16 protein-coding genes are annotated in these 22,813 nt (G+C 73.9%); 8 read left to right on the forward strand and 8 right to left on the reverse strand.

Going from position 1 to position 22,813, the window contains the following annotated elements; genetic code table 11:
- Positions 1-142 precede the first annotated feature (142 nt).
- Complete coding sequence (locus tag ACFVYA_RS02890) at positions 143-841, reverse strand: hypothetical protein (protein ID WP_387041671.1); 699 nt, start codon at positions 839-841, stop codon at positions 143-145.
- A gap of 187 nt (positions 842-1,028) precedes the next feature.
- Between ACFVYA_RS02890 and ACFVYA_RS02895 the strand changes: the two genes are divergently transcribed.
- Complete coding sequence (locus ACFVYA_RS02895) at positions 1,029-2,159, forward strand: glycine amidinotransferase (RefSeq protein ID WP_387041674.1); 1,131 nt, start codon at positions 1,029-1,031, stop codon at positions 2,157-2,159.
- A gap of 55 nt (positions 2,160-2,214) precedes the next feature.
- On the opposite strand, the gene ACFVYA_RS02900 is transcribed toward ACFVYA_RS02895, so the two are convergent.
- The gene (locus ACFVYA_RS02900) at positions 2,215-5,250 is read right to left on the reverse strand and encodes an amino acid adenylation domain-containing protein (protein ID WP_387041676.1); all 3,036 of its coding nucleotides are present in this window, start codon (positions 5,248-5,250) and stop codon (positions 2,215-2,217) included.
- Complete coding sequence (locus tag ACFVYA_RS02905; RefSeq protein WP_387041679.1) at positions 5,247-8,597, reverse strand: amino acid adenylation domain-containing protein; 3,351 nt, start codon at positions 8,595-8,597, stop codon at positions 5,247-5,249. Before ACFVYA_RS02905 ends, ACFVYA_RS02900 begins: the two co-directional genes overlap by 4 nt.
- 225 nt (positions 8,598-8,822) lie before the next feature.
- Between ACFVYA_RS02905 and ACFVYA_RS02910 the strand changes: the two genes are divergently transcribed.
- Together ACFVYA_RS02910 and ACFVYA_RS02915 are read left to right on the forward strand one after the other, a co-directional pair.
- Positions 8,823-11,138 carry an amino acid adenylation domain-containing protein gene (locus tag ACFVYA_RS02910; protein WP_387041683.1) on the forward strand — a complete coding sequence of 772 codons (2,316 nt, stop codon included), beginning with the start codon at positions 8,823-8,825 and terminating at the stop codon, positions 11,136-11,138.
- Positions 11,139-11,283: 145 nt separating this feature from the next.
- Positions 11,284-13,632, forward strand: a complete 2,349-nt coding sequence (locus ACFVYA_RS02915) for an ATP-binding protein (protein WP_387041685.1) — start codon at positions 11,284-11,286, stop codon at positions 13,630-13,632.
- A 4-nt stretch (positions 13,633-13,636) separates the two neighbouring features.
- Here ACFVYA_RS02915 and ACFVYA_RS02920 read toward each other — a convergent pair whose 3' ends face one another.
- The gene (locus tag ACFVYA_RS02920) at positions 13,637-14,530 is read right to left on the reverse strand and encodes a LysR family transcriptional regulator ArgP (RefSeq protein WP_387041926.1); all 894 of its coding nucleotides are present in this window, start codon (positions 14,528-14,530) and stop codon (positions 13,637-13,639) included.
- A gap of 143 nt (positions 14,531-14,673) precedes the next feature.
- Between ACFVYA_RS02920 and ACFVYA_RS02925 the strand changes: the two genes are divergently transcribed.
- The 4 genes from ACFVYA_RS02925 to ACFVYA_RS02940 all read left to right on the forward strand — a co-directional run bounded on the left by ACFVYA_RS02925 (position 14,674) and on the right by ACFVYA_RS02940 (position 17,496).
- Positions 14,674-15,048 carry a YciI family protein gene (locus ACFVYA_RS02925; protein WP_387041929.1) on the forward strand — a complete coding sequence of 125 codons (375 nt, stop codon included), beginning with the start codon at positions 14,674-14,676 and terminating at the stop codon, positions 15,046-15,048.
- Positions 15,045-16,280 carry an RNA polymerase sigma factor gene (locus ACFVYA_RS02930; RefSeq protein WP_387041687.1) on the forward strand — a complete coding sequence of 412 codons (1,236 nt, stop codon included), beginning with the start codon at positions 15,045-15,047 and terminating at the stop codon, positions 16,278-16,280. The genes ACFVYA_RS02925 and ACFVYA_RS02930 overlap by 4 nt, the downstream gene beginning before the upstream one ends.
- Positions 16,277-17,083: a hypothetical protein gene (locus ACFVYA_RS02935; protein WP_387041690.1), complete on the forward strand. Its 807-nt coding sequence runs from the start codon at positions 16,277-16,279 to the stop codon at positions 17,081-17,083. Before ACFVYA_RS02930 ends, ACFVYA_RS02935 begins: the two co-directional genes overlap by 4 nt.
- Positions 17,084-17,154: 71 nt before the next feature.
- A complete protein-coding gene (locus tag ACFVYA_RS02940; RefSeq protein WP_387041692.1) occupies positions 17,155-17,496 on the forward strand; it encodes a VOC family protein in 342 nt (113 codons plus the stop codon).
- Positions 17,497-17,516: 20 nt separating this feature from the next.
- On the opposite strand, the gene ACFVYA_RS02945 is transcribed toward ACFVYA_RS02940, so the two are convergent.
- The gene (locus tag ACFVYA_RS02945) at positions 17,517-18,077 is read right to left on the reverse strand and encodes a CGNR zinc finger domain-containing protein (RefSeq protein WP_387041695.1); all 561 of its coding nucleotides are present in this window, start codon (positions 18,075-18,077) and stop codon (positions 17,517-17,519) included.
- Positions 18,078-18,154: 77 nt separating this feature from the next.
- Here ACFVYA_RS02945 and ACFVYA_RS02950 point away from each other — a divergent pair, with 77 nt between their 5' ends.
- A complete protein-coding gene (locus ACFVYA_RS02950) occupies positions 18,155-19,324 on the forward strand; it encodes an MFS transporter (protein ID WP_387041697.1) in 1,170 nt (389 codons plus the stop codon).
- A gap of 56 nt (positions 19,325-19,380) precedes the next feature.
- Here the strand turns inward: ACFVYA_RS02950 and ACFVYA_RS02955 are convergent, their stop codons facing one another.
- The 3 genes from ACFVYA_RS02955 to ACFVYA_RS02965 form a co-directional block, all read right to left on the reverse strand.
- Positions 19,381-20,742, reverse strand: coding sequence for a beta-1,3-glucanase family protein (locus tag ACFVYA_RS02955; RefSeq protein ID WP_387041700.1), 1,362 nt, complete (start codon positions 20,740-20,742; stop codon positions 19,381-19,383).
- 322 nt (positions 20,743-21,064) lie between these two features.
- Complete coding sequence (locus ACFVYA_RS02960; protein ID WP_387041703.1) at positions 21,065-21,895, reverse strand: NAD(P)H-binding protein; 831 nt, start codon at positions 21,893-21,895, stop codon at positions 21,065-21,067.
- 80 nt (positions 21,896-21,975) lie between these two features.
- On the reverse strand, positions 21,976-22,812 hold the full coding sequence (locus ACFVYA_RS02965) for a cell division protein FtsQ/DivIB (RefSeq protein ID WP_387041706.1): 837 nt from the start codon (positions 22,810-22,812) through the stop codon (positions 21,976-21,978).
- Between the last annotated feature and the right edge of the window lies 1 nt (position 22,813).

Genomic DNA, 22,813 nt, shown 5'->3' on the forward strand with positions numbered 1-22,813 from the left:
ACCCCGGACGCGCGGCGCCGGTGTAGGGGACCTGGGCCGGGTCACGACCCGGGAGGTGCCTGCCAGGGTGCGGTGCGACCACCCCTGATCCCGACCCCCGAAGCCGGGACCGGCCGAGTCGCGCCGGGTGGTCCACCGCGGTTCACCCGGCCGCCGGGGGGTACCAGCGGGTCGTCGCCGCCGCGAGCAGCGACCCCGCGTCGTCGTAAAGCGCCGAGCCGGCCGCGAGACCCCCGTCACCCAGGCTGTCCAGCCTGGCCACCACCACGCAGGGCTCCCCGGCGAGCGGCCGCCGGATCAGCTCGGCCCGCATCCAGCCGAGCACCTTCGGCGCGGCGACGAGATCCGCCGTCCAGCCCGACGGGCAGTCCAGCACCGCCCAGACGAACTCCGCGCGCACCCGGCCGTCCGCGGCGAGCAGCCCCGCGTCCGGGACCCACGGGCAGGCGACCGTGCCCGCCCGGTCCGGCACCGGGCCGGGCGCCAGCAGCAGGCCGTCGCCGGGGGCCCGGCCCGGCCCGCAGGCGAAGCAGTGCGGGTACGGGTGTCCCGCGCGGCCGCGGTAGTGCGAGACGGCCGCGCGAGCCGCCTCGGCCGGCACCGGAGCCGGCGGCACGACCTGATGACGGGTGGGCGCGGCGGTGGCGACGAGCGCGTCGCCGTCCCACAGGTGCGCCCGCCTGCCACCGATCTCGGCGCGCAGCGGCACCCCGAGCCGGGGCGGGGCGTGCAGGGTCACCGCCACCGGCTCCGGGCACAAGCCGGCGAACAGCCCGCACGCGTAGCCGCCGTTGGCGCTGTCGTCCGGGCCGTTGAAGCGGGCGTCGATGGTGAGCGGCACGCCGTCCACTGTGCCCCGGCGGGGCGGGCGCGGCGAAGTCCGACATTCCCCGCACACGCCCGGGACCGGGCCGGCGATCCGGGGTTCTCCGGACTGTGGCCGCCGCGAACGGACCGGTGGAATTGGGGACGTCCGGGGGGTCGCGAGACCGCCGAGCAACCGTCCTACAGAGAGATGTGACGAGCCGATGCGGACTGACACCAGAATCGTCAACTCCTGGAACGAGTGGGACACTCTCCAGGAGGTCGTCGTGGGCACCGCGGAGAACGCCTGCTTCGAACCGACCGAGCCGGGGCACCGGCCCCAGGAGCGCGGGCTGCCCGAGCCGCGGCCCTTCCCCACCGGCCCGAAGCCCCGGGAGCTGAACGAGAAGGCCGAAGAGGAGCTCGGCGGCCTCGTGTCACTGCTCGAGTCGCAGGGTGTCACGGTTCGACGGCCGTCGCCGCGGGACTACTCGGTGCCGCTGAAGACGCCCACGTTCGAGGTGGAGAACCAGTACTGCGCGGTCTGCCCCCGGGACGTGATGATCACCCTGGGCAACGAGATCCTCGAGGCGACGATGTCGCGCCGGTCGCGGTACTTCGAGTACGAGGCCTACCGGAGCCTGGTCTACAAGTACTGGGACGAGGACCCGCTGATGACCTGGTCGGTGGCGCCGAAGCCGTCCATGGCCGACGACATGTACCGCCAGGACTTCTGGACGTGGCCGCTGTCGAAGCGGCACGAGGAGATGCACAACTTCGAGTTCTGCGTGACGCAGGACGAGGTCGTCTTCGACGCCGCGGACATGGCGCGGATGGGCAAGGACGTGTTCGTCCAGGAGTCGATGACCACCAACCGCGCGGGCATCCGGTGGATCACCCGGCACCTGGAGCCGAAGGGCTTCCGCGTGCACCCGGTGCACTTCCCGCTCGACTACTTCCCCTCGCACATCGACGCCACGTTCATCCCGCTGCGCGCGGGCCTGGTGCTCACCAACCCCGAGCGGCCGATCAACAGCGGCGAGGAGAAGCTGTTCCTGGCCAACGACTGGGAGTTCGTGACCGCGCCCCAGCCGCTCACCAGCAACGACGAAATGCCCCGCTACTGCCAGTCGTCCAAGTGGGTTTCGATCAACGTGCTGAGCATCTCCCCGTCGAAGATCATCGTCGAGGAGCAGGAGAAGCCGTTGCAGGACCTGCTGTGCAGCTTGGGCTTCGAGGTGTTCCCGCTGCCGTTCCGGCACGTGTACGAATACGGCGGGTCCCTGCACTGCGCCACGTGGGACGTCCGCCGCGATGGTGATTGCGAGGACTACTTCCCCAACCAGAACGTGTGAAGCCGGGTGGACTTCCGGTGCCCGGCTCGCCCGCCGGTCACGGAAGTCCCCCGCCTCAGTCCGTTCCGGCGATCACCTTCGCCACGCTCGCCGGCCGCGACGCGGCGAAGTAGTGGCCGCCGTCCGGCAATTCCACCACCCGCACGTCACCGGCCAGCCGGCCCCAGTCCCACGGATCACCCGGCACGTCGTCCGGGACGTCGTCGGCCGCGAGCACCACGGTCACCGGCACGTCGAGCCGGTCGCCCGCGTCGAGGGCCTCCGCGAGATACCTGCAGGCGGCCGCCACGTCGTGCCGGTACGCGTCGGTGAGCGGCCTCAGGTGCGCGCCGCCGACCTCGGCCAGCTCCGGCCGGCCGCTTTCGACCAGCGCGGTCACCACCTCCTCGTCCGCCAGCGCGGCCACCTCGGCGGCCTGGACCCGGCGGGCACCGCTGTCACCGGGGAGCTGGGCGCCGAGGTGAACGCGGCGCACGTCGTGACCGCGCTCGCGCAGCAATCGCGCGGTGGCCATCGCGGCGGCCACGCCCATCGAATGCCCCCACAGCGTCACCGGTCCCGCGTCGAGCGCGGCGAGCTCGTCGGCGACCAGCTCGGCCAGCTCCGGTACCGCGACCGGGGCCGATTTGCCGTCCCGGCCGGGCGGTTCCACGCCGTACACGGCCCAGCCCTCGGCGGCGAGCTCGCCGGCCAGCGGCACGTAGGTCACTGCATTGCCGCCCGCGTAAGGAAAACACACCAGGGTCCGGCCCGCCCGCGGCGTCAGCCGGTGCAGCACCGGACGGGTCCCGGTCGCGCCGGTGCCGAGAACTCCGGCGAGGTCGGCGAGCACCGGGTGGGCGGTGACGTCGCCGAGCGAGACCGCCCGGTCGAGCTCGATCACCAGCTGCAGCGCCGAAAGCGACGAGCCACCGGAGGCGAAGAAGTCGTCGGTGCGCCCGACGCGGTCGGGTGCGACGCCGAGCACCGTGGCCCACGCGGCGGCGAGCCTGCGCTCGGCGCCGGGGCGGGGCCGCTCGTCCTCCGTCATCGCCCGGTTCAGGCCACCGGTGATGCGCGCCAGCTCCTTGCGGTCGACCTTCCCGTTGCCGGTCAGCGGAAGCACGTCGAGCCAGTACCAGTCCCGCGGCACCATGTAGTCGGGCAGCACGCGCGCCAGCGCCTCCACCAGCGGTCCCGGCGCCAGCGACGGCGAGGCCGAGTAACAGGCCACCAGCCGGGCGGACTCGGCGGCCCCGGCCACGATCACCGTCGCCTCCCGCACCCCCGGCAGGCGCAGCAGCCGGTCTTCGATCTCCCCGATCTCGACGCGGAACCCGCGGATCTTGACCTGGGTGTCCCGCCGCCCGGAGAACTCCAGCCGCCCGTCGGGTGTCCACCGGCCGAAGTCGCCGGAGCGGTAGAGCCGCTGGCCGGGGAAGAGCGGGCTCGCGGTGAAGGCCAGTGCGGTGCGGATCGGGTCGTTGACGTACCCCCGGGCCAGGCACCGGCCGGAGAACACGATCTCGCCGGTCGCGCCGAGCGGGACGGGCATCAGGTTGCCGTCGACGACGTGCACGCCGACCCCCGCGATGGCCCGCCCCAACGGCACGCGGGACCCGTCCGGTGCCCGGTCCAGCACCTCGTGGTTCGTGTCGTCGCAGGTCTCGGTGAGCCCGTAGGCGTTGACCAGCAGCACTTCGGGGAGCACGGCGAACCAGCGGCGGACGAGCGCGGCCTTGAGCGCCTCGCCGGTCGCGGACACGCACCGCAGCGCGGGCAGGGCGCGCGGGCGGCGCTCGAGGTGTCCCAGCAGTACCTCCACGTAGGACGGAACCAGCTGGGCGACCTCGACCCGGCTGCGGTCCAGCTCGGCGACGAACTGCTCGACGTCGAGCAGCGCCTGCTGCGACACGATGACGACGGTGCCGCCGGCGATCAGCGGGGCGAGCAGCTGCCACAGGGAGATGTCGAAGCACTGCGGCGCGGTCTGCGCCACCACCGTGCCCGCCCGCACGCCCATGTCGTCGATCTTGGCGAGCATGTGGTTGAGCATCCCTTCGTGCTCGCACATGACGCCCTTGGGCTCGCCGGTGGAACCGGAGGTGAAGTAGATGTAGGCGAGCTGCCCGGCCACCACCGGCGTCCCGGGGGCGGCCGACGGGTGGCCGCCGCGCAGGATCTCGTCCACCCCGCGGGCGCGGATCCCCGGCACGAGCCCGGCGAGCCGGTCGGTCACGGCCGCGCCCACGTCGTCGGTGAGGGCGCGCCCGCACGCCGACCGGGTGAGCATGGCGGCGATCCGCTCGATCGGGAAGTGCGGTTCCACCGGGAGGTAGCAGCCGCCGGCCTTGAGCACGCCCAGCACCGCCACCAGCCACGGGATGGCGCGTTCGCTGACGACGGCGACGACGTCCTCCGCGGTGAGACCGTCGGCCAGCAGGGCGTGCGCGACCTGGTTGGCGCGCTCGTCGAGCTGGCGGTAGGTGAGCTGGTCGAGCCCGGCGACGACGGCGACGTCGTCGGGCCGGGCCGCCGCGGTGTCCGCGATGAGCTGGTGCACCCGGCGATCGGGCAGCTCGCGAGGCGCACCGCTGAGCGCGGTGAGCTGGTGCCGCAGCTCGGCGGCGCCCAGCAGGCACCGATCCGCGTGTCCGGCGTCCGGATCGGCCGCGGCCAGGCGCAGGGCGGTCCGGTGGTAGTCGGCGATCCGGGCGGCGTAGGCGTCGTCGACCCACTCCCGCCGGCACCGCACGACGAGCGAGTTCCCGTCGAGTCCGATGTGGACTATCGCGTCCCCGCCGAGCTCCCCCTCCCCGACGACCGTGTCGCAGCGCGCCGAAACCGCCGGTGCGCCGGCGACGTGGGCGATCAGCTCGCGCCACGTGCGGTGCCCGAGGTCGACCACCCGCGGCCGGCCGTCGTGGACGACGGTCACCACCGGCTCACCGGTCAGCGCGCCCAGAACCACCGCGTGCGCGGCGAACAGCACGGTGTCCTCGACGGCGGCCGGCAGGGGGAACCGGTGCTCGGCGATCCCGGCCTGGCCGGTCGCCCAGCGGGGAATGGCCGGGGACCCCTCGGTCACCCGGTGGCCGGACACTGTGGTCATCGTTGCCTCGTTTCCGATCCGAGGTGGTCGCCGACCTCGGCGGCCGACATGGCCCGGACCCGCAGGACGATCCCCGCCACCTTGTCGACGTCGACCCCCGCGGCGACCCCGCGCTCGCGCAGCAGCGTGGCGAACGCGGCCACCGTGGGCGTCTCGACGAAGAAGTGCAGCGGGAAGTCCATCCGGAAGACCTCGCGCACCTGCGACACGACCTGGGTGGCGAGCAGGGAGTGGCCGCCCAGCACGAAGAAGTCGTCGTGCACGCCGATGTCCTTCGCGTCGAGCACCTGCTCCCAGATGTGGCAGAGCACCTTCTGCAGCGACGTCTCCGGCGGCACGGATTCCACGGCGGTGCGGCCGGGCTCGGGCAGCCGGCTCCGGTCGACCTTGCCGTTGGGCAGCAGCGGCAGCTCGTCGAGGACCACGAACGCGGCCGGGATCATCGGCGCGGGCAGCCGGGTGGCCAGGTGCCGGCGCAGCGCGCCGGCGTCGGGCGGGGTGGCGCCCGCGCGCACCGTGAGGTAGCCGGCCAGCCGGGGGCCGGTCTCGTCGGTGAAGACCCGCACCGCGACGTGTTCGATGTCGGCATGCGTGCGCAGCGCGCTTTCGACCTCGCCCGGCTCGACCCGGTAGCCGCGGATCTTGACCTGGCTGTCGAGCCGGCCGAGGAAGTCCAGCTCGCCATCGGGGCGGCGGCGGACCCGGTCGCCGGTGCGGTACAGCCGGTCGCCGGCGCGGAACGGGTGCGGCACCAGGGTTTCCGCGGTGTGCCCCGGCCGGTTGAGGTAGCCGCGCGTGAGCTGCACACCGCCGAGGAACAGCTCCCCCGGCACGCCGGCCGGCGTGACTTCGCCGTCCGCGTCGAGCACGTACGCCTCGACGCCGGCGAGCGGACGGCCGATCGGGACCGGCGTCCGCACCGGACGGGTCACGGCCGCGGCGGTGGCGTCGAAGGACACCTCGGTGGGACCGTAGTAGTTGGTCAGCACGGCCCCGGGAGCCAGCTCCAGGAACCGCTCCGCGGCCGGCGCGGGCAGTTCCTCGCCGCCGCAGACGACGAGCCGCAGCGAGGCCACGGACTCGGCGAACCGAGGATCGGCCAGCGCGGTCACCAGCATCGACGGCACGAAGTCGCACGCGGTGACCCGGTGTTCGCGCATCAGGGCGAGCAGGTGGCCGGCATCGGTGTGCCGGCCGGGGTCGGCGAAGACGACCCGGCCCCCCGCGCACAGCGGCACGAGCATCTCCCACAGCGACGGGTCGGAGCCGATCGGCGTCTTCTGCAGGACGACGTCGCCGGGGCCGAACCCGTGGCCGGTGACCATCTGCCCCATCCGGTTGGCCAGGCCGTGGTGGGTCAGCAGCGCGCCCTTCGGCGTGCCGGTGGAGCCGGAGGTGTAGAGCAGGCAGGCGGCGTTCGCCGGGTTGACGGGCACGTCCGGCCGGCCCGCCGTCGCCCCGGCGGTCTCGGTGACGAGCACCGTGGCGCGCCCGGTCACGGCGGGGGTGCCCGCGAGGCCGGGTGAAGTCACGACGACGGACGGGTCGGCGTCGCGGAGGATCAGGTCGAGCCGCTCGGCCGGCTGGTCGGGGTCGAGCGGCAGGTAGACCGCCCCCGACTTGAGCACCCCGAGCAAGGCCACCAGCAGGTCGGGGCCGCGGTGCAGGTGGACACCGACGCGGTCCTCCCGGCGGACCCCGTGTTCGGCGAGGGTGGCGGCGAGCCGGTTCGCCCGGTCGTCCAGCTCCCGGTAGGTGAGCGGCCGGCCGCCGGCCACCGCGATCGCGTCGGGCGTGCGGTCGGCCTGGGCCGCCACCAGCGCGTGCATCGTCGTGGGGGCCACGGCGGGCACCGCGGCGCCGCTCGACCCGGTCAGCACCCGGTCCCGCTCGGCGGGCGGGAGAACGGGGATGGCGGCGACGGCGAGGCCGGTGTCCCCGGCCACCGCGGCGAGCACCGCCCGCAGCCCGGACACCATCCGTTCGGCGGTGCCGGCGTCGAACAGGTCGGTGGCGTAGACCAGCCAGCCGGAGTAGCCGCCGTCGCCGTCCGGGGCGAGCTCGAGGCTGAGGTCGAGGTCGGTGCCCACCCGCGGCAGCTCCTCGTTCACCACCTCGAGGCCGCTCAGCCGGGGCGCGCCCAGGGGGACGTTGCGCAGGGCGAACAGCGCCCTGGGCAGATCGGGCCGGCCGCCCTGGCGGGTCACCCCGGCTTCGCGCACGACCTGCTCGAACGGCACATCCTGGTGCGCGAAGCCGGCCAGGCAGGCCGTGCGGACCCGGCCCACCAGCTCGCCGAACGACCGGGCGCCGGCCAGGTCGACGCGGAGCACCAGGGTGTTGACGAAGAACCCGACGAGCCGCTCCAGCTCCGGGCGCGACCGCCCGGCCACGGGGGTGCCCACCACCAGGTCCGGCTGCCCGGACCAGCGGCGCAGCACCACGGTGAACGCGGCGAGCAGCACCATGAACGGGGTGGCCTCCGCCGCCCGGGCCCGCGCGTCCAGCGCGCCCGCCCGGGCGGGCTCGATCCGCACCGGGACCGAGGCGCCGCCGAAGGTGGGCCGGACCGGGCGGGGCCGGTCGCCGGCCAGCTCCAGCGGCGGCGCGCCGTCGAGGGCCTGCCGCCAAAAGTCCAGGTCGCGGGCGACGGCGTCGGCCCGCCGGTCGCGCTGCCAGAGCGTGTAGTCGCCGTACTGGACGGGCAGCTCGGGCAGCTGGGGCGGCCGGGCGACCACGGCCGCGTCGTACAGTTCGGCCAGTTCCTCGACCAGCACGCCGAGCGACCAGCCGTCGATGACGGCGTGGTGCACGCACAGCGCGAGGACCCACTCGTCCGGCCGGTCGGTGACGCGCCACAGCCCGGCCCGCAGCAGTGGCGGCGTGGCCAGGTCGAACGGTTCCCCGGTCAGCCGCCGCACGTGGGCGTCGACCTCGGCGGCGGTGCCCGCGCCCTCGGCGAGCGGTACCGGCACCTCGCCGGCCGCGCGCACCACCTGGCTCGGGACGTGCTCGGCGTCGACCTCGAACCCGGTGCGCAGCGGCTCGTGCCGCGCCACCAGACCGGCCAGCGCCACCCGCAGGGCCGCCGGGTCGGGGGTCCCCCGCAGCCGCAGGCGGATCGGCAGCAGGTAGGTCACCGAACCCGGGTCGAGCTGGTGCAGGTAGTAGAGCCGTTCCTGGCCCGCGGAGCAGGGGAGCCGGTCGGTGCCGGGTGGCCGGCGGGGGATCTCCTCGGCCCGCGCCCGCTCGGCCTGACGGGTGCCGAGCCGGCTGAGCAGCAGGGCCCGGCGCTCCTCGGACAGCTCGCTGACGGCCTGGTTCAGCCGGTCGGCGTCGTGGGTCATCCCCGTCTCCCTCAGGCCAGCTCGTCGCACGCGTCACCCGGACAGCCCGGTGCGCCCCCGAGGCTTCCCGTCACCGGCGGCCCGGGAAAGTCGGGGATCCCTCCGCCGTCGCGCCGGTGTCGCGCCCGCACATCAGGGAGTTCCCTGACTGGCAGCCACCCGGCCGTCCCGACACGCTCAGGTCGCGGGCGGCACCACCCCGCGACGTCTGGAGGAACGGCGATCATGCTCGAAGGAGTCAGCGTCGGGAGGCCGGCGGCCCGCACCCCACGGCCCCAGGAGGTGCTCGCCGCGCTGGTGGCGGTCACCGCCCGGCGCGCGCACAGCGACAAGGTCGCCGTGACCGGGGACGTCACCGTCGAGGTGGACCTGTCCGCCGACCCCACGTTCGCCGCCCTCGGCGCCGAGGTGCCCGCGCCGGCCGGCCCGGAGTACACGGTGACCGTCGGCGACATCCGGTTGGTCGTCACCGAGGGCGCGGCCGAGCTGCGCGGCGACGAGCCGGCTCAGCTGGCCGGGCAGGTCGACCGGGCGCTCGCCGACGGAACCCGGGACCCCTCACTCCGGGTGTCGGAGCTGAACCTCGCTTCGGACGCCGACCGGGCCCTGGTCGCCACGTTCGAGGGCGGCGATCCGCCGGCTCCCGCAAGGCTCGTGCACGACCTGGTCGAGGAGCGCGCCCGGCGGACCCCGGACGCCCCGGCCCTCACCGCGGCCGGCACGACCCTGCCCTACCGGTGGCTGGCGGAGCACGCCGGAGCGCTGGCCGCCCGGCTGGTCCGGGCGGGCGTTCGTCCCGGCGAGGTGGTCGGCGTGCTCGGCGACCGGTCCGCCGGGCTGATCGCCGGGCTGCTCGCCGTGCTCGAGGCGGGTGGCGCCTACCTGGCCCTGTCCCCCGACTGGCCGGACGCCCGCCTCACCGGACTGCTCGACGACGCCGGGGTCCGCATCGTGCTCGCCGACGCGCAGCTGGCCGGCCGGGTACCGGCCGACCGGACGGCGGTCCTGTTCAACGCGGTCCCCCTCGACGCGGCAGCGCCCGCCGCCGAGCCGCTGGCCGACCGGGCACCCACCGACCACGCCACCGAGCCGCAGCCCGGCGACCGCACCGCAGGCGACCACACCCCCGCCCCACTCGACGCGGCGCCACCGGCCACCGCGGGGCCGCTGCCCCGCGATCTCTCCCCGGGCACCCTCGCCTACGTCAGCTACACCTCCGGTTCCACCGGCACCCCCAAGGGCGTGTGCGTGCCGCACCGGGCGGTGTCGCGGCTCGTGCACGAACCGGACTGGCTGGATGCCCGCCCCGGCGATGTGTTCCTGCAGGCCGCCCCGATCGCCTTCGATGCCTCCACGCTGGAAATCTGGGCGCCGCTTTCCGCCGGGGCGCGACTCGTGCTGCTGCCGCCGGGCCGGGTCGATCCCGCCGAGCTGGGTGCGGTCGTGGCGGCCGAGCGGGTCACCGTGCTCTGGCTGACCGCGGGGCTCTTCCACCAGCTGGTCGACCACCACCTCGACCGCCTCACCGGGGTGCGCCACCTGATCGCGGGCGGCGACGTCATCTCCCCCGACGCCGTGCGGCGGCTGCTGGCCGCGCACCCGGACCTGGTCTTCACCAACGGCTACGGCCCGACCGAGAACACGACCTTCACCACCTGCGCCACGTTCGGTGGCCCGGCCGGCCGCCCCGGCGGTACCGGCCCGCTGCCGATCGGCCGGCCGATCCGGGGCACCCGGGTCCGGGTGCTCGACCGGCTCGGCAGACCGGTGCCGCCGGGGGTGGTGGGCGACCTGTACGCCCTCGGCGACGGGCTGGCCCAGGGCTACCTCGGCCGGCCGGCGGCCACCGCGGCCGTGTTCACCCCGGCCGCGGGCGGCGAGCGCCAGTACCGCACCGGGGACCTGGCCCGCTGGCGCGCGGACGGCTCGCTGGACTTCCTCGGCCGGGCCGACGACCAGGTCAAGATCAACGGGTACCGGGTGGAGCCGGCCGAGGTCGCCGCCGCGCTCGGCGCGCACCCCGCCGTCACGGCCGCCGTGGCGCTGCCGGAGCCCGGTGCCGGCGGGAGCACCCGGCTCGCCGCCTACGTCGTGCTCGCCGACGGCGACCGCCCCACGGTGCCCGCGCTTCGCGACTGGCTGCGCGAACGGCTGCCGGAGTTCCTGGTACCGGCCAGGATCGTCGCCCTCGACGCCTTCCCGTTGACCCCCAACGGGAAGCTCGACCGGGACGCGCTGCCCGGCTCGGCCGCCGAGGAGGCCGTGCCCGAGGAGAACGGGACCCCGGAGAACGCGCTCGAGCGGTTCCTCTGCGACCTGTGGGCGAAAGTCCTGATGGTGGACAGCGTCGGCGTCGACGACGACTTCTTCGAGCTGGGCGGCCATTCGCTGGTCGCGGCCGACCTGCTCGGGCAGCTGCAGCAGGACTTCGGCGTGGAGCTGCCCGCGCGCACGTTCTACCTCAGCCCGACGATCGCCGAGCTGTCGGAGCTCAAGGAGCTGCGCCCGCTGCGTGAGCGCTTCGAAGCTCCCCTGCACTGAGGCACTACCAACCTTGGTAGTCCACAGTGGACAAATCGACGCCTTTTACGCCAAACGGATGTCAACTGTGGTACAAGTTGATGACGGTCGTGGATCATCGAGACGCATCGATCGGGAGGACACCGACATCCTGGGGGATCAAGGTATGCCATCGATTCAGGGGTACAACGACGTGCCCATCTCCGCCTCACCCGAACCCGGGCCGCAAGTACCCCGGCCGCGTGGCGTCGCCCCTTGGCGGCTCGACGCGCGGGGACGCGAGGCGGAGCTGGCCCGGCTCACCGGCATTGTGGACGGTGCCGAACCCGACGTCCGCGCGGTGCGGATCAGCGGTGATCCGTGGAGCGGCAAGTCCGAACTGCTCGCGGCGCTCGCCGGCCACGCGAAGGAACGCGGGTGGACGGTCGCCTGCGGTGCGGCGGGCCCGCTGCCCGGGTCGCTGCCCTTCGGCGTCTTCTCCGACGCCCTCGAAGACCTGCTGACGTCGCGGGACCCGGCGCTGCTCGACGGCTTCCCGAAGTACCACGTCTCCTGGCTGGCCGGCATCTGCCCGGCGCTGGCCCGGTATTCGCCCGATGCGGCCGTGCCGAGCGGCCCGTCGGAGATGCGGCACCTCTTCCACGCGGTGCGCGCCCTGCTGGAACGGCTCAGCGCCGGCGTCCCCCTGCTGCTGGTGGTCGACGACCTGCAGTGGGCGGATCCCGCGTCGGTCGACCTGTTCACCCACCTGATCCGGCGGCCGCCGGACGCGCCGGTCCTGCTGGTGACCGCGCTGCGCCCCCGGCAGACCGCGGGTGACCTGCTGGCGGCACTCGACGAGCCGGTGGACGGCGTCGCGCACGTCGAACTGCCCGCGCTCACCGAGGACTACCTCGGCACCCTGCTGCCGGCCGGCCTGCCCGCCGACCGCCGCCGGGCCATGCTGGACGCCGCGGACGGCAACCCGGGCCTGCTGCGCGCGTTGGCCGCGGCGGAGGACCAGGACCCCTTCGCCGTGCCCGGGTACGCCCCGAACCGGCCGGGCGGGCCGGGGATGCCGGTGTCCCCGCTGCGCGAGTTCCGCACCCTGTCCCCGTTCACCTGGACCGTCGCGCACGCGGCGGCCCTGATGCGCGAGTCCTTCGACACCGGGCTGCTGGCCGCGGTGGTGGAGGGCTCCGAGGTACCGACCAGGGCCGCGGTCGACGAGCTCGTCGCGCACGACATCCTGCGCGTGGACGGCGGCAACCGCACGTTCCGGTTCCGCAACGCGCTGCTGCGGGCCACCGCCCGCCAGGCCGCCGGCGCCGCGTGGCGGCTCGGCGCGCACGCCAGGGCCGCCGAGGCGCTGCGTGACCGCGACGCGCCCGCCCCGGAGATCGCCTACCACCTGGCGCACTGCGTGCTGGTCGAAGAGAACGACGCCGCCGGGATCCTGGTCGACGCCGCTCGCGAGGTCCGCTGGGAGCGACCGGCGGACGCCGCCGGCTGGCTGCGCCGGGCGCTGGACCCGCGCGGCCCGGTGTGCGCCGACCACGTGCCGCTGCTGGCCATCGCGCTCGTGGTCACCGGCCGCACGTCCGACGCCCGTCTCCTGTTCGACCAGGTGGCGCACTCCCCGGAAACCGCGCTGTGGGCCGGGCGAGCGCTGCACCTGGAAGGCGACCGCGAAGCCGCGGGCGACCTGCTCCGCATCGGACTGCGCATCGCCGATCCCGGTGACCACCGCACCAGGGCCCGGCTGGTCGCGGAGCTGCTCGCCACCACCGTCGACAGCCGCCACCCCACCGCGGTCCCCGACCTGTCGATCCTCTCGTCCGCGAAGGGGGTCCCCGGCCTCTGCCCGCTGGCCGACCACCTGGACCCGGTGACCGATGCGGGCCCGCGCGCGCTGCTGCTGGCCCTGGCCACCCTCACCGATCCCGCCGGCCGGACCGCCGAGGACCAGCTGCTGAAGGCCCGGACCCTGATGGCCAACGTGTCCGACGCGGACCTGGCCCCCGACGTGACCCCGCTCTACTGGCTGGCCAGGGCCGAACACGCGCTCGCCCACGACGACCAGGCCGGCCGGCACCTCCGCCGGGCGCTCGCGATCGCCACCCGGTTCGGTCACCGCTACGTCCTCGGCGGCCTCACCACCCTGCTCGAGCACTTCGACGAGCAGCGGTACCAGGAGACCGACGGCCCCTCCGGGGACCGGATCGCGGAGGTGCCGGACCCGCTCCGGGACGAGCCGGACCCGGGCCTGGCGGACCTGCCGTCGGAGCTGGCCCAGCTGAGCGGCCGCGAGCGCGAGATCTCCCGACTGGTCAGCGACGGCCGGACGAACCAGCAGATCGCCCGGACACTGGGCCTGAGCCACAAGACCGTGGAGACCTACCTGGCTCGCATCTTCAAGAAGCTCGCGCTGTGCTCACGGGCCCAGCTCGCCACCATCGTCGGCCGCTCGGTCTCCACCCCGGCCGGCCCGCCGATCCCGGCGAGAGTGGCCTCCGAACGGCTGATGCCCGCCTGACGGGTCAGGAACCGGGGCCGCGCAACGAGGACGCCGCCGCGGCCGCGACCGCTTCGGCCACTGTGGACAGTGCGGGCAGGTCCAGTTTCCACTGCTGCCAGTAGAGCGGCACGTCCACCGGCCGGTCCCGCACGAGTGGCACCAGCGTGCCGGCCCGCAGCCCGGGTGCCGCCTGCACCTCGGGCACCATGCCCCACCCGAGGCCGGCTTCGACCGCGGCGACGACCATCTCCGAGGCCGGGACGTAGTGCCGCAGCGCGCTCGCCCCGTCGCCGCCGAGCAGCCGCACGAAGGCGTCCTGCAGGTCGTCGTGGTCGTCGAACACCACGACCGGCGCCACGGACAGGTCGTCCCGCAGCGCGCCGGTCACCCACCGCGCCACGAAGGCGGGGCCGGCCAGCGGCAGGTAGCGCAGGTCGCCGAGCGGGCGCACGGAACAGCCCTGCACCGGGGCGGCCGAAGACGTCACCGCCGCCATCACCCGGCCCTCCCGCAGCAACGTGGTGGTGTGCTCCTGGTCCTCGCGGTGCAGTTCGAAACAGATCGGCGGGTCGGCGGTCACCCCGGCGAGCGCCGGCAGGAACCAGGTGGACAGCGAGTCGGCGTTGACCGCGATCGGCACCCGGACGGGCTCCCCGCTCATGCCCAGCTCGGCCCGCGCGTCCCGCTCGAGGGCCGCGAGCCGCCGCGCGAACCGGACCACCACCTGCCCGGAGTCGGTGACCCGCACGGGTTTCGTACGGGTCACCAGCACGCTGCCGGTGCGCTGTTCGAGCGCCTTGACCCGCTGGCTGACGGCCGACGGCGTCACGTGGAGCACGGTCGCGGCGGCGTCGAACGTGCCCGCGTCGACCACCGCCAGCAGCGTCCTGACCTGGTCCAGCGGCAGATCCGTCATCACGGGCGCTGATCTTACGGAGAAAGCCTTAGCGGTGCTGTTGACGCAACTCCTCACCCGAGCCCGGGCGTTCCTGTCGAGTTACGGTCGTGCTGTTCGTCATCCTCTTCGACGCCGGCACCGCCACCCGAGCTGGAGGACACGTGCAGTACATGTTGCTGATCTTCGACTGCGACCGCCCGGAGCCCGGCGACCCGCGCTTCCCCGAGGCGCTGGCCAGGGTGAACGCCTTCGCCGACGAGTGCCGCCGGCGGGGCGCCTTCGTGGCCGCGCACCCGCTGCAGGGCGAGCACACCGCGACCACCGTGGCCGTCCGGGACGGCAAGACGCTGATCACCGACGGGCCGTTCCTCGAGACCCACGAGCACCTCGGGGGCGCCTACGTCCTCGACTGCCGCGACCTCGACGAGGCCCTGGAACTGGCCGCGCTGTGCCCGATGGCCACCCAGGGCACGATCGAGGTCCGGCCGCTCGCCGGCGTGCCCGGCCTCGACCACCGGACCGCGACCGGCGCATGACCGCGGCGCCCGTCCTGCAGGCGGCCTACCGCGAACACCGGTCCCGGATGCTCGCCGCGCTGGTCCGCGTCCTCGGCGACTTCGAACTCGCCGAAGACGCGCTGCAGGAGGCGTGCGCGCTGGCCCTGCGCAATTGGGACGGCGCGGTGCCGGACGACCCGGTTGCCTGGCTGCTGACCGCGGCCCGCAACAGCGCGATCGACCGGCTCAGCCGTGCCCGGCGCGGCCGGGAGAAACTGGCCGAGCTCGAGCCACCTCCGGAGGCGACGACCGTGGACCCCGGCGCGGAGAGCCTGCTCGACGTGGGCGACGAGCGGCTCAGCCTCATCTTCACCTGCTGCCACCCCGCGCTGGCCGAAGAAGCGCGCGTCGCGCTGACGCTGCAAGCCGTCGCCGGGCTGACGGCCGGGCAGATCGCCCGCACCTTCCTCGTCGGCGAACCGGCGCCGGCCCAGCGGCTGGTGCGCGCGAAGCGCAAGATCCGCGACGCCGGCATCGGCTTCGCCGTCCCGGCCGACCACCTCCTGCCGGAGCGGCTGTCCGGCGTCCTCGCGGTGCTCTACCTGATCTTCACCCACGGCTACACCGCGGGCCCGGGCCAGCCCGAGTTCCGCGAGCTGCAGCAGGAAGCGATCCGGCTCGCCAAGCTCGTCGCCACCCTGATGCCCGACGAACCGGAGGCACTCGGCCTGGCCGCCCTGCTCCTCCTGCAGGACTCCCGCGCCGCGGCGCGCTACACGGCCGGCGGCGAGGTCGTCCTCCTCGAAGACCAGGACCGCACGCGGTGGGACCGCGCCGAGATCGCCGAAGCCGTCGGGCTGCTGGACCGGGCCCTGCGGCTCGGTGCGCCCGGGCCGTACCAGCTGCAGGCGGCCATCGCCGTCCTGCACGCCCAGGCCCCGGACGCCGGCCGGACGGACTGGGCCGGTATCGCCGGTCTCTACGACCGGCTGCGGGAACTGGTCCCCTCCCCGGTCGTCGCGCTGAACCACGCCGTCGCGGTCGCCATGGCCACCACGCCGGCCGACGGGCTCGCGCTCATCGACCGCATCGGCGGCCTCGACCGCTACCACCTGCTGCACGCCGCCCGCGCCGACCTCCTGCGCCGCCTCGGCCGGACCACCGAGGCCGCGTGGGCGTACCGGCGCGCCCACGACCTCGCCGGCAACCCCGCCGACCGGCGTTACCTCACCGGCCGGCTGCAGGCCCTCGACCCCCAGGAGTCCCCATGAGACTGTCCATTTTGGATAACGGGCACCGCCGCCGCGCCAAGCTGTTCCTCGCCCTGACCTCTCGAAGATCGAAAGTGGACAGTCCGGACATCGTCAAGATGCTGTTGTACCGGCCCGGGTTCCTCAGCCGCCCGCTGCTCGAACTCACCGCGGCCGCGATGCGCGGGCCGTCGTACTGGACCGCCGGCGAACGCGAATACCTGGCCATGTCCACCGCCCAGGTGCACGAGTGCCCGTTCTGCGCGGTCACGCACGCCGAGCTCACCCGGATCGCCGGCACCGGCGAGATCGATCCCGGCGACCCCGCTTCGGCCCGTCCCGAGCTGGCGGCCGCGCGGGCCTTCCTCGAAAGCGTCAGCCGGGATCCCGCCCACGTCGACGCCGCCGTCGTCGCCGGCCTGCCGCGGCGGGCGATCCTCGACGCGCTGCGCGTGAACCTGGTGTGGAACATCGTCAACCGCCTCGCGAACGCGTTCGGTTTCGTCCTCCGGGAAGGCCAGCTCGAGACGGGAACGCGCTCCCTGCACCGGTTCGGCTACCGCTTCCCGCGGTTCCTGATCGCCGAAGGTCCCCGCACCGAGCTCGCCGACGCGGCCGCCCGGCTCGGCGACGGCCTCCCGGAGGACCTGCGGGCCTACGCGCGGACCGTCCGCGACGCGTCCCATCGGATCACGGACGCCGACGTCCAGGCGCTCCGGTCCGCCGGCCACAGCGAGGACGAGATCTTCGAGGTGACCATCGCCGCGGCGGTCGACGCGGCCTTGGCCGCCTTCGAGGCCGGACGCCGGGCGACCGGGGCGTGAGCCTGTCGAGAACGGGGACGGGCGTTCGTCCTCCGGTGAGTCAACCGGCACACCACCAGCAGGAGACCACCATGCCCGGACAGATCGACTGGATCGAGATCCCCGCCGCCGACACCGCCAAGGCCCGCACCTTCTACGGCGCCCTGTTCGGCTGGACCACCAGCGAGTTCGGCGGCGACTACCACGTCATCGCCGACGGCCCGGCCGGCGCCATCACGGCCACCGAAGCCGGCTTCACCCACCCCAGGGTCTACTTCACCACCGACGACGTCGACGCCTCGGTCAAGCGCCTGCACGAACTCGGCGGCCGCAGCGAAGACGTGCAGACGGTCCCGGGCGTCGGCCGGATCGCCCACTGCCACGACGACCAGGGGACGCCGTTCAGCCTCCACGAACCGGCTTCCCGAAGCTGACCCGGCGCCGGCGGCCGTGTTCAGCGCAAGCTGAAGTCGTCCGCCGGCCCCGTGGTGGCCTTGGCTCGATAAGTCGACTTCTTCGCCTGGTTCCCGCACACCCCCATCGAGCACCACCGCCGCGTTCCCGGCCGGGACGTGTCCAGGAACAACGCCCCGCAGCGGGCCCCCTCGCACCGCCGGACCCTCGCGAACTCCGGCGACGTCACCAGTTCCAGCGCGTCCCGGGCCAGCGACGCCAGCATCGCCGACGCGGGATCCGCCGCCTGCCACCGCAGTTCGCCCGACGGCGTCAGTGACGGCGCGGGCACCGGCAGCGCGGCGGCGCGGTTCAGCCGCTGCCGGGTCGACGGGCGCGCCGACGCCGCCAGCAGCTCGTGGATCGCCTCGCGGACCGCCCGCGCGTCGGCGGCCGACGCCGGCCGGACCGGGGTGGCGAACGGGCCGAACCGGTCGATCCAGGCTCCCCACGCCGCCGCGTCCGGCAGCTCCTCCGTCTCCGCTGGGGTCCCCCGGTACCGGAGCGTCCGGATGAAGTCGAGGCACGGGCGGCCCGCTCCCGCGCGGAATCTGTCCGTCATACGGGTCACAGTACGCCGGAACCGGTTTGACTGGTACCGTCGGGAACCGATCAAACCGGTTCCACGAGGGGGCGCACATGACCGAGACCGAGCAGAAAGCCCCACCCGGCTGGCTGGTGCTGCTCCTGGCCGTCTCCTGTGGACTGACCGTCGCGAACCTCTACTACGCCCAGCCGTTGCTCGCCGAGCTGCGGCAGGCCTTCGGGGTCGGCGAGGCCGCCGCCGGCGGGGTGGTCACCGCCACCCAGCTCGGGTACGCCGCCGGAATGCTGCTGCTCGTCCCGCTGGGCGACCGGCTCGAGAACCGCGGTCTGGTCGCGACGCTGCTCGCGGTCGCCTGCGCCGGGCTGGTCGGCACCGGGATCGCGCCCGGGTTCGCCGTGCTGCTCTTCGCCTCGCTGGTCGTCGGGGCGGCGTCGGTCGTGGTGCAGATCCTCATCCCGTTCGCCGCCGACCTCTCCCCGGACGCCATCCGCGGCCGGATCGTCGGGCGGGTCGTCAGCGGGCTTCTCTTCGGGATCCTGCTCTCGCGCGTCGTCGCCAGCCTGCTCGCCGAGGTGACCAGCTGGCGCGTCGTGTTCCTGATCTCGGCCGGGGCGATGGCCGCGCTCGCCCTCGTGCTGCGTTTCATCCTGCCGCCCCGCGCGCCCAAGACCGACGTCCGCTACGGCGAGCTGCTGCGCTCCACGTTCGCCATGGCGCGGAAACACCCTCCGCTGCGCCACCGGGCGCTCTACCAGTCGGCGATGTTCGGCGCCTTCAGCGCGTTCTGGACGACCATCGCGTTCGTCCTGACCGCGCCGCCCTTCAACTACTCCCAGCTGGGCGTGGGCCTGTTCGCGCTGGCGGGTGCGGCCGGCGCCGCGGTGGCGCCGCTGGCCGGGCGGTGGTCGGACCACGGCCACGGCCGGCAGCTCACCGCGGGCGCCTTCGTGCTCTGCGCGGCCGCCTTCGCGCTCGCCGGTTTCGGCGCGCACAGCGTCATCCTGCTGGCGATCGCGGCGATCGCCGTCGACACGGCCGTGCAGACCACGCTGGTGGTCGGCCAGCACACGATCTACCAGCTCGACCCGTCCGCCCGCGCCCGCATCAACAGCGTCTACCTGGGCACGTTCTTCATCGGCGGCGCGATCGGCTCCCAGGCCGGCTCGATCGCCTACCACCTGGGCGGCTGGACGGCGGTCGTCGTGTTCGCCGGCGTGCTCCCGCTGCTCGGCCTGGCCGGAATGGCCCGCACGCGCGCCTGAACTGCCACGATCGACGGCCTGGGTGGCGCGGTCCGCGGACCGCGCCACCCCGCCGGTCACCAGCCGACGGCCACCACCAGCCACTGCGGGTCCCCGTGCGAAACGAACGAGGACTGCGCGGCCACGTCGTCGTACGGGAAGCCGTACGCCAGGTGGTTGATGCCGTGGTCGTGCCAGAACTTCGCGTAGTAGTTCGCCGGCGCCGCCTGGTAGTACCGCGCCGGGTCCTGCCACTGCGACTGCGGCAGGTGCGCCGTGTGCCGGTTCAGCGCCGCGCACATGTCCGGGCTGCCGGCCAGCGAACCGGCGCACCCGGTGATGTTCGACGTGGGCTCGTTGACCCCCACCGACTGCGCGTAGGACGTGAAGTAGTTCGCGTACCGCCCGCCCGCGCGGAAGTCCGGAGCACTCCCCGGTGCCGGGATCCGGTACGGCGCGTTCACCGTCGCCAGGCCCTTGAACTCGGTCGGCACCTCCGACTGGAACTTCGCGAACGTGACCGAACGATCTTCCTGGAACGTCTGGTAGTCGTCGCCGACCTGCACGTCGTAGCCGTCGTGGGCGTGCAGCCGCATGGCCAGCTTGAGCGCGAACGCGTCCACCCGGGTGGTGTTGCCGTTGAACACGTCCGGGCCGACGGTGAACTCGATGAAGTCTGCGTACTGGCCGTTCGGCGTGCCGAGGTAGAAGTACATCCGCCCGGCCGAGTTGGCCGGCATGTCGAGGTAGGGCTGCTCGGCGATCGAGTGGGTCTGGCCGCCGAAGTTCCAGTACACCTGGCTGTCCGGGTACTTGCCGTTGGTCCGGTTGAGCACCTTGACGGTGAGCACGTTCTGCGCGGCCGGGATGGTGCCGGTGTCACCCCAGAAGGAATCGGGGGGAACGCCGGCGCCGGGCTGCGTGGTCCCGCCGCCGGTGCCGAAGACCTGGAACTCCCACAACGAGACGCCGTAGGGGGTGGCCCGTGCGGTCGTGGACAGCCGCACGTACCGCCCGGAGCCGGCCACGGCCAGCGTCTGCGCGCCGCCGGTTCCGGTGGTCGTCTGGTACACGGTGGACCAGTTGGATCCGTTGCCGGACAACTGGATCTGGTACGCCGTGGCGTAGGCCGCTTCCCAGCGGAGCACGACCTGGCTGACCGTCGCGGCACCGCCGAGGTCGATCTGGATCCATTGTGGATCACTGAACTGCGACGACCAGCGGGTGCCGGTGTTGCCGTCCACCGCGGCACTCGCCGGGGTTCCGGCGTTCTCCACCGACGAAGCCGTGACGGATTTCCCTTGCGAAATCAAGGTATCGGCGGCGTGAGCCGCAGGCACGGCGAAGCCGAGCGCGGCGACCGCGAGGGCCGCCGCCAGCGTCGCCAAGCGGGTACCGGGTCCGCGGCGACGGCGCCGCGGCGGGGTGTTCGTGGGCATGGTTCCTCCCTGGCCGGGAACGGGGACGGACCCGCCGCCGGTCAGGGGACGGCGTCGTCCGGCTCATCCCCTTCAACGCCGGGCGGATGCCTCGGAAGGCCGGCCGGGGACGCTCGATAAAGAGGTTCATACCAGTGCCCGGACATGTCAACCCTTGACAGTTCCCCGCCGAGGACCGATATTCGGAACCGATTCACCTCGAACCTCTGCGTGGCGCCGCCACCCGCTCAGGGGCCGGCTCACCAGGAGTCAGCCATGCCCAGCGGCGCCCGTCACCCCCGGACCGTCCCACCGCGCGCCGGTCACGGCCGTCCGCCGCGCCCTAGGCGAACACCTCGCGCCGGGCGGCCACCCACTCCGCGAACGTCGTGCCCGGCCGCCCCAGCAGCTCCTCGACGACGCCGGTCGGCGCCTGCGGGTGCCGCAGGGTTTCCTCGAAGCCTTCGAGCAGCCAGCCGACGGCCGTTTCCGGGATGCCGTAACCGATCCACTGCGCGCGCTGCTCCGCCGGGGTCAGCTCGCGGAAGCGGATCTCCCGGCCCAGTACCGATGCCAGTGTCTCGACCTGCCCGCGCAGGCTGATCGCCTCCGGTCCACTGAGGACATACGTCCGGCCGGTGTGCCCGGCCGAGGCCAGCACCCGGGCGGCCACCGCCGCGATGTCGCCGAGGTCGATGGGCGTCTGCGTCGCGTCGCCGTAGGCCATCGCGACCTCGCCCACCCGGACCATCGGCGCCCAGTCGAGCGTGTTGTTCATGAACGCGCCGGGCCGCAGGAAGGTCCAGTCAAACCCGGCGGCCCGGACGGCGGCCTCGACGGCGGCGTACTCGTGCCCGCTGGAGCCCTCGTGCTCGTCCCCGACGCTGCTGCCCGACAAGGCCACCACCCGCTCGACACCGGCGCCGGAAGCCAGCTCGCAGAACCGCCCGACGGTCCGCGCCATCGGCGCCAGGTACACCGCCGAGACGCCCTTGAGCGCGACCGGCAGCGTCGACGGTCTCGCCAGCGACCCGACGACCACCTCGGCCGCGGCGGGCAGCCGGGCGCGGTCCGGGTCGACGGTCAGGGCCCGCACGGGCACACCCGCCGCAACCAGTTCGTCGACCACCAGCCGGCCGACACTGCCGGTCGCCCCCGTCACCAGGATCGTCATGAGCCGTCCTCCTCATTCTCGTATGCCGTACGAGATCGTACGGCATACGAGAACCGGGTGCACGTGGCTCCGTGCCCGGGTCAGGAGGTGATGGTCGGCAGTTCCGGCGCCGCGACGTCGTAGATCTTGCCGTCCTGGGTGAGCAGGGCCGCCAGGACCTTGGCCTTGCGGTCGGTCTGCTCCGCGGTGCCCCAGCGGACGATCTTCCCGTTGGCCAGCGTGAACTCCACGCTCGCCGGCGTCTTCGCCGTTGCCGTCGTGACCTGCTTGAGGAGCTGCTCCGGGATCACCCCGAGCACCGCCGTCACCGCGCGCGTCACCGGGTCGTCCGCCGACACCTTCGGCAGCTTGAGCTCCGGCAGGCCCGGCGGCCGTGCCGCGACCGTCTTGAACACCACGCCACCGCCGTCGACGAGGTGGACGCCGTCGCCGCCCGGGCCGCTGTCGAAGAACGCGATCGCCGTTCGCTCGGTCACCGTGATCTCGACCGTGTTCGGCCACGAGCGGGACACCTCGACCGTCGCGATACCGGGCATCCCCGCCACCCGGTCGCGGATCTCGTCGGTGCTCAGCCGCAGCATCGGCTTGCCGGCCGGGACCGCGGCCGCCGTGCGGATCTGGTCGGCAGGCACCGTGCGGGAGCCGCCGACCGAGACGTCCTGCACGCCGAGCATGGAGCTGAAGAACAGCAGGTAGACCAGGGCGACCCCGGTGAGCACGGACAGCAGCGCGACCCACCGGCGGCGGATCTCCACCTGCCGGTTGGGCCGGGTGCGGCCCCCGGTCTTGGGCCGCGCGGCGCGGGTCCGGCGGCGCTCCTCCTCGGAGCGCCGCCCCCGTCGTTGCCGGGCCAGGGCAGCGCGATCCGGGAGCTCCTCTTCGGAGGACGGACGGCGGCGTTCCCTGGTCGGACTCATG

The organism is Amycolatopsis sp. NPDC058278, assembly GCF_042881395.1.
Lineage (GTDB): Bacteria > Actinomycetota > Actinomycetes > Mycobacteriales > Pseudonocardiaceae > Amycolatopsis.

Bases quoted from the DNA above. Each gene is read 5' to 3' on its own strand.
- ACFVYA_RS02895 (WP_387041674.1), top strand. From the start codon at position 1,029: ATGCGGACTGACACCAGAATCGTCAACTCCTGGAACGAGTGGGACACT.
- ACFVYA_RS02900 (WP_387041676.1), bottom strand. From the start codon at position 5,250: ATGACCACAGTGTCCGGCCACCGGGTGACCGAGGGGTCCCCGGCCATT.
- ACFVYA_RS02905 (WP_387041679.1), bottom strand. From the start codon at position 8,597: ATGACCCACGACGCCGACCGGCTGAACCAGGCCGTCAGCGAGCTGTCC.
- ACFVYA_RS02910 (WP_387041683.1), top strand. From the start codon at position 8,823: ATGCTCGAAGGAGTCAGCGTCGGGAGGCCGGCGGCCCGCACCCCACGG.
- ACFVYA_RS02915 (WP_387041685.1), top strand. From the start codon at position 11,284: ATGCCATCGATTCAGGGGTACAACGACGTGCCCATCTCCGCCTCACCC.
- ACFVYA_RS02920 (WP_387041926.1), bottom strand. From the start codon at position 14,530: ATGACGGATCTGCCGCTGGACCAGGTCAGGACGCTGCTGGCGGTGGTC.
- ACFVYA_RS02930 (WP_387041687.1), top strand. From the start codon at position 15,045: ATGACCGCGGCGCCCGTCCTGCAGGCGGCCTACCGCGAACACCGGTCC.
- ACFVYA_RS02935 (WP_387041690.1), top strand. From the start codon at position 16,277: ATGAGACTGTCCATTTTGGATAACGGGCACCGCCGCCGCGCCAAGCTG.
- ACFVYA_RS02940 (WP_387041692.1), top strand. From the start codon at position 17,155: ATGCCCGGACAGATCGACTGGATCGAGATCCCCGCCGCCGACACCGCC.
- ACFVYA_RS02945 (WP_387041695.1), bottom strand. From the start codon at position 18,077: ATGACGGACAGATTCCGCGCGGGAGCGGGCCGCCCGTGCCTCGACTTC.
- ACFVYA_RS02950 (WP_387041697.1), top strand. From the start codon at position 18,155: ATGACCGAGACCGAGCAGAAAGCCCCACCCGGCTGGCTGGTGCTGCTC.
- ACFVYA_RS02955 (WP_387041700.1), bottom strand. From the start codon at position 20,742: ATGCCCACGAACACCCCGCCGCGGCGCCGTCGCCGCGGACCCGGTACC.
- ACFVYA_RS02960 (WP_387041703.1), bottom strand. From the start codon at position 21,895: ATGACGATCCTGGTGACGGGGGCGACCGGCAGTGTCGGCCGGCTGGTG.
- ACFVYA_RS02965 (WP_387041706.1), bottom strand. From the start codon at position 22,812: ATGAGTCCGACCAGGGAACGCCGCCGTCCGTCCTCCGAAGAGGAGCTC.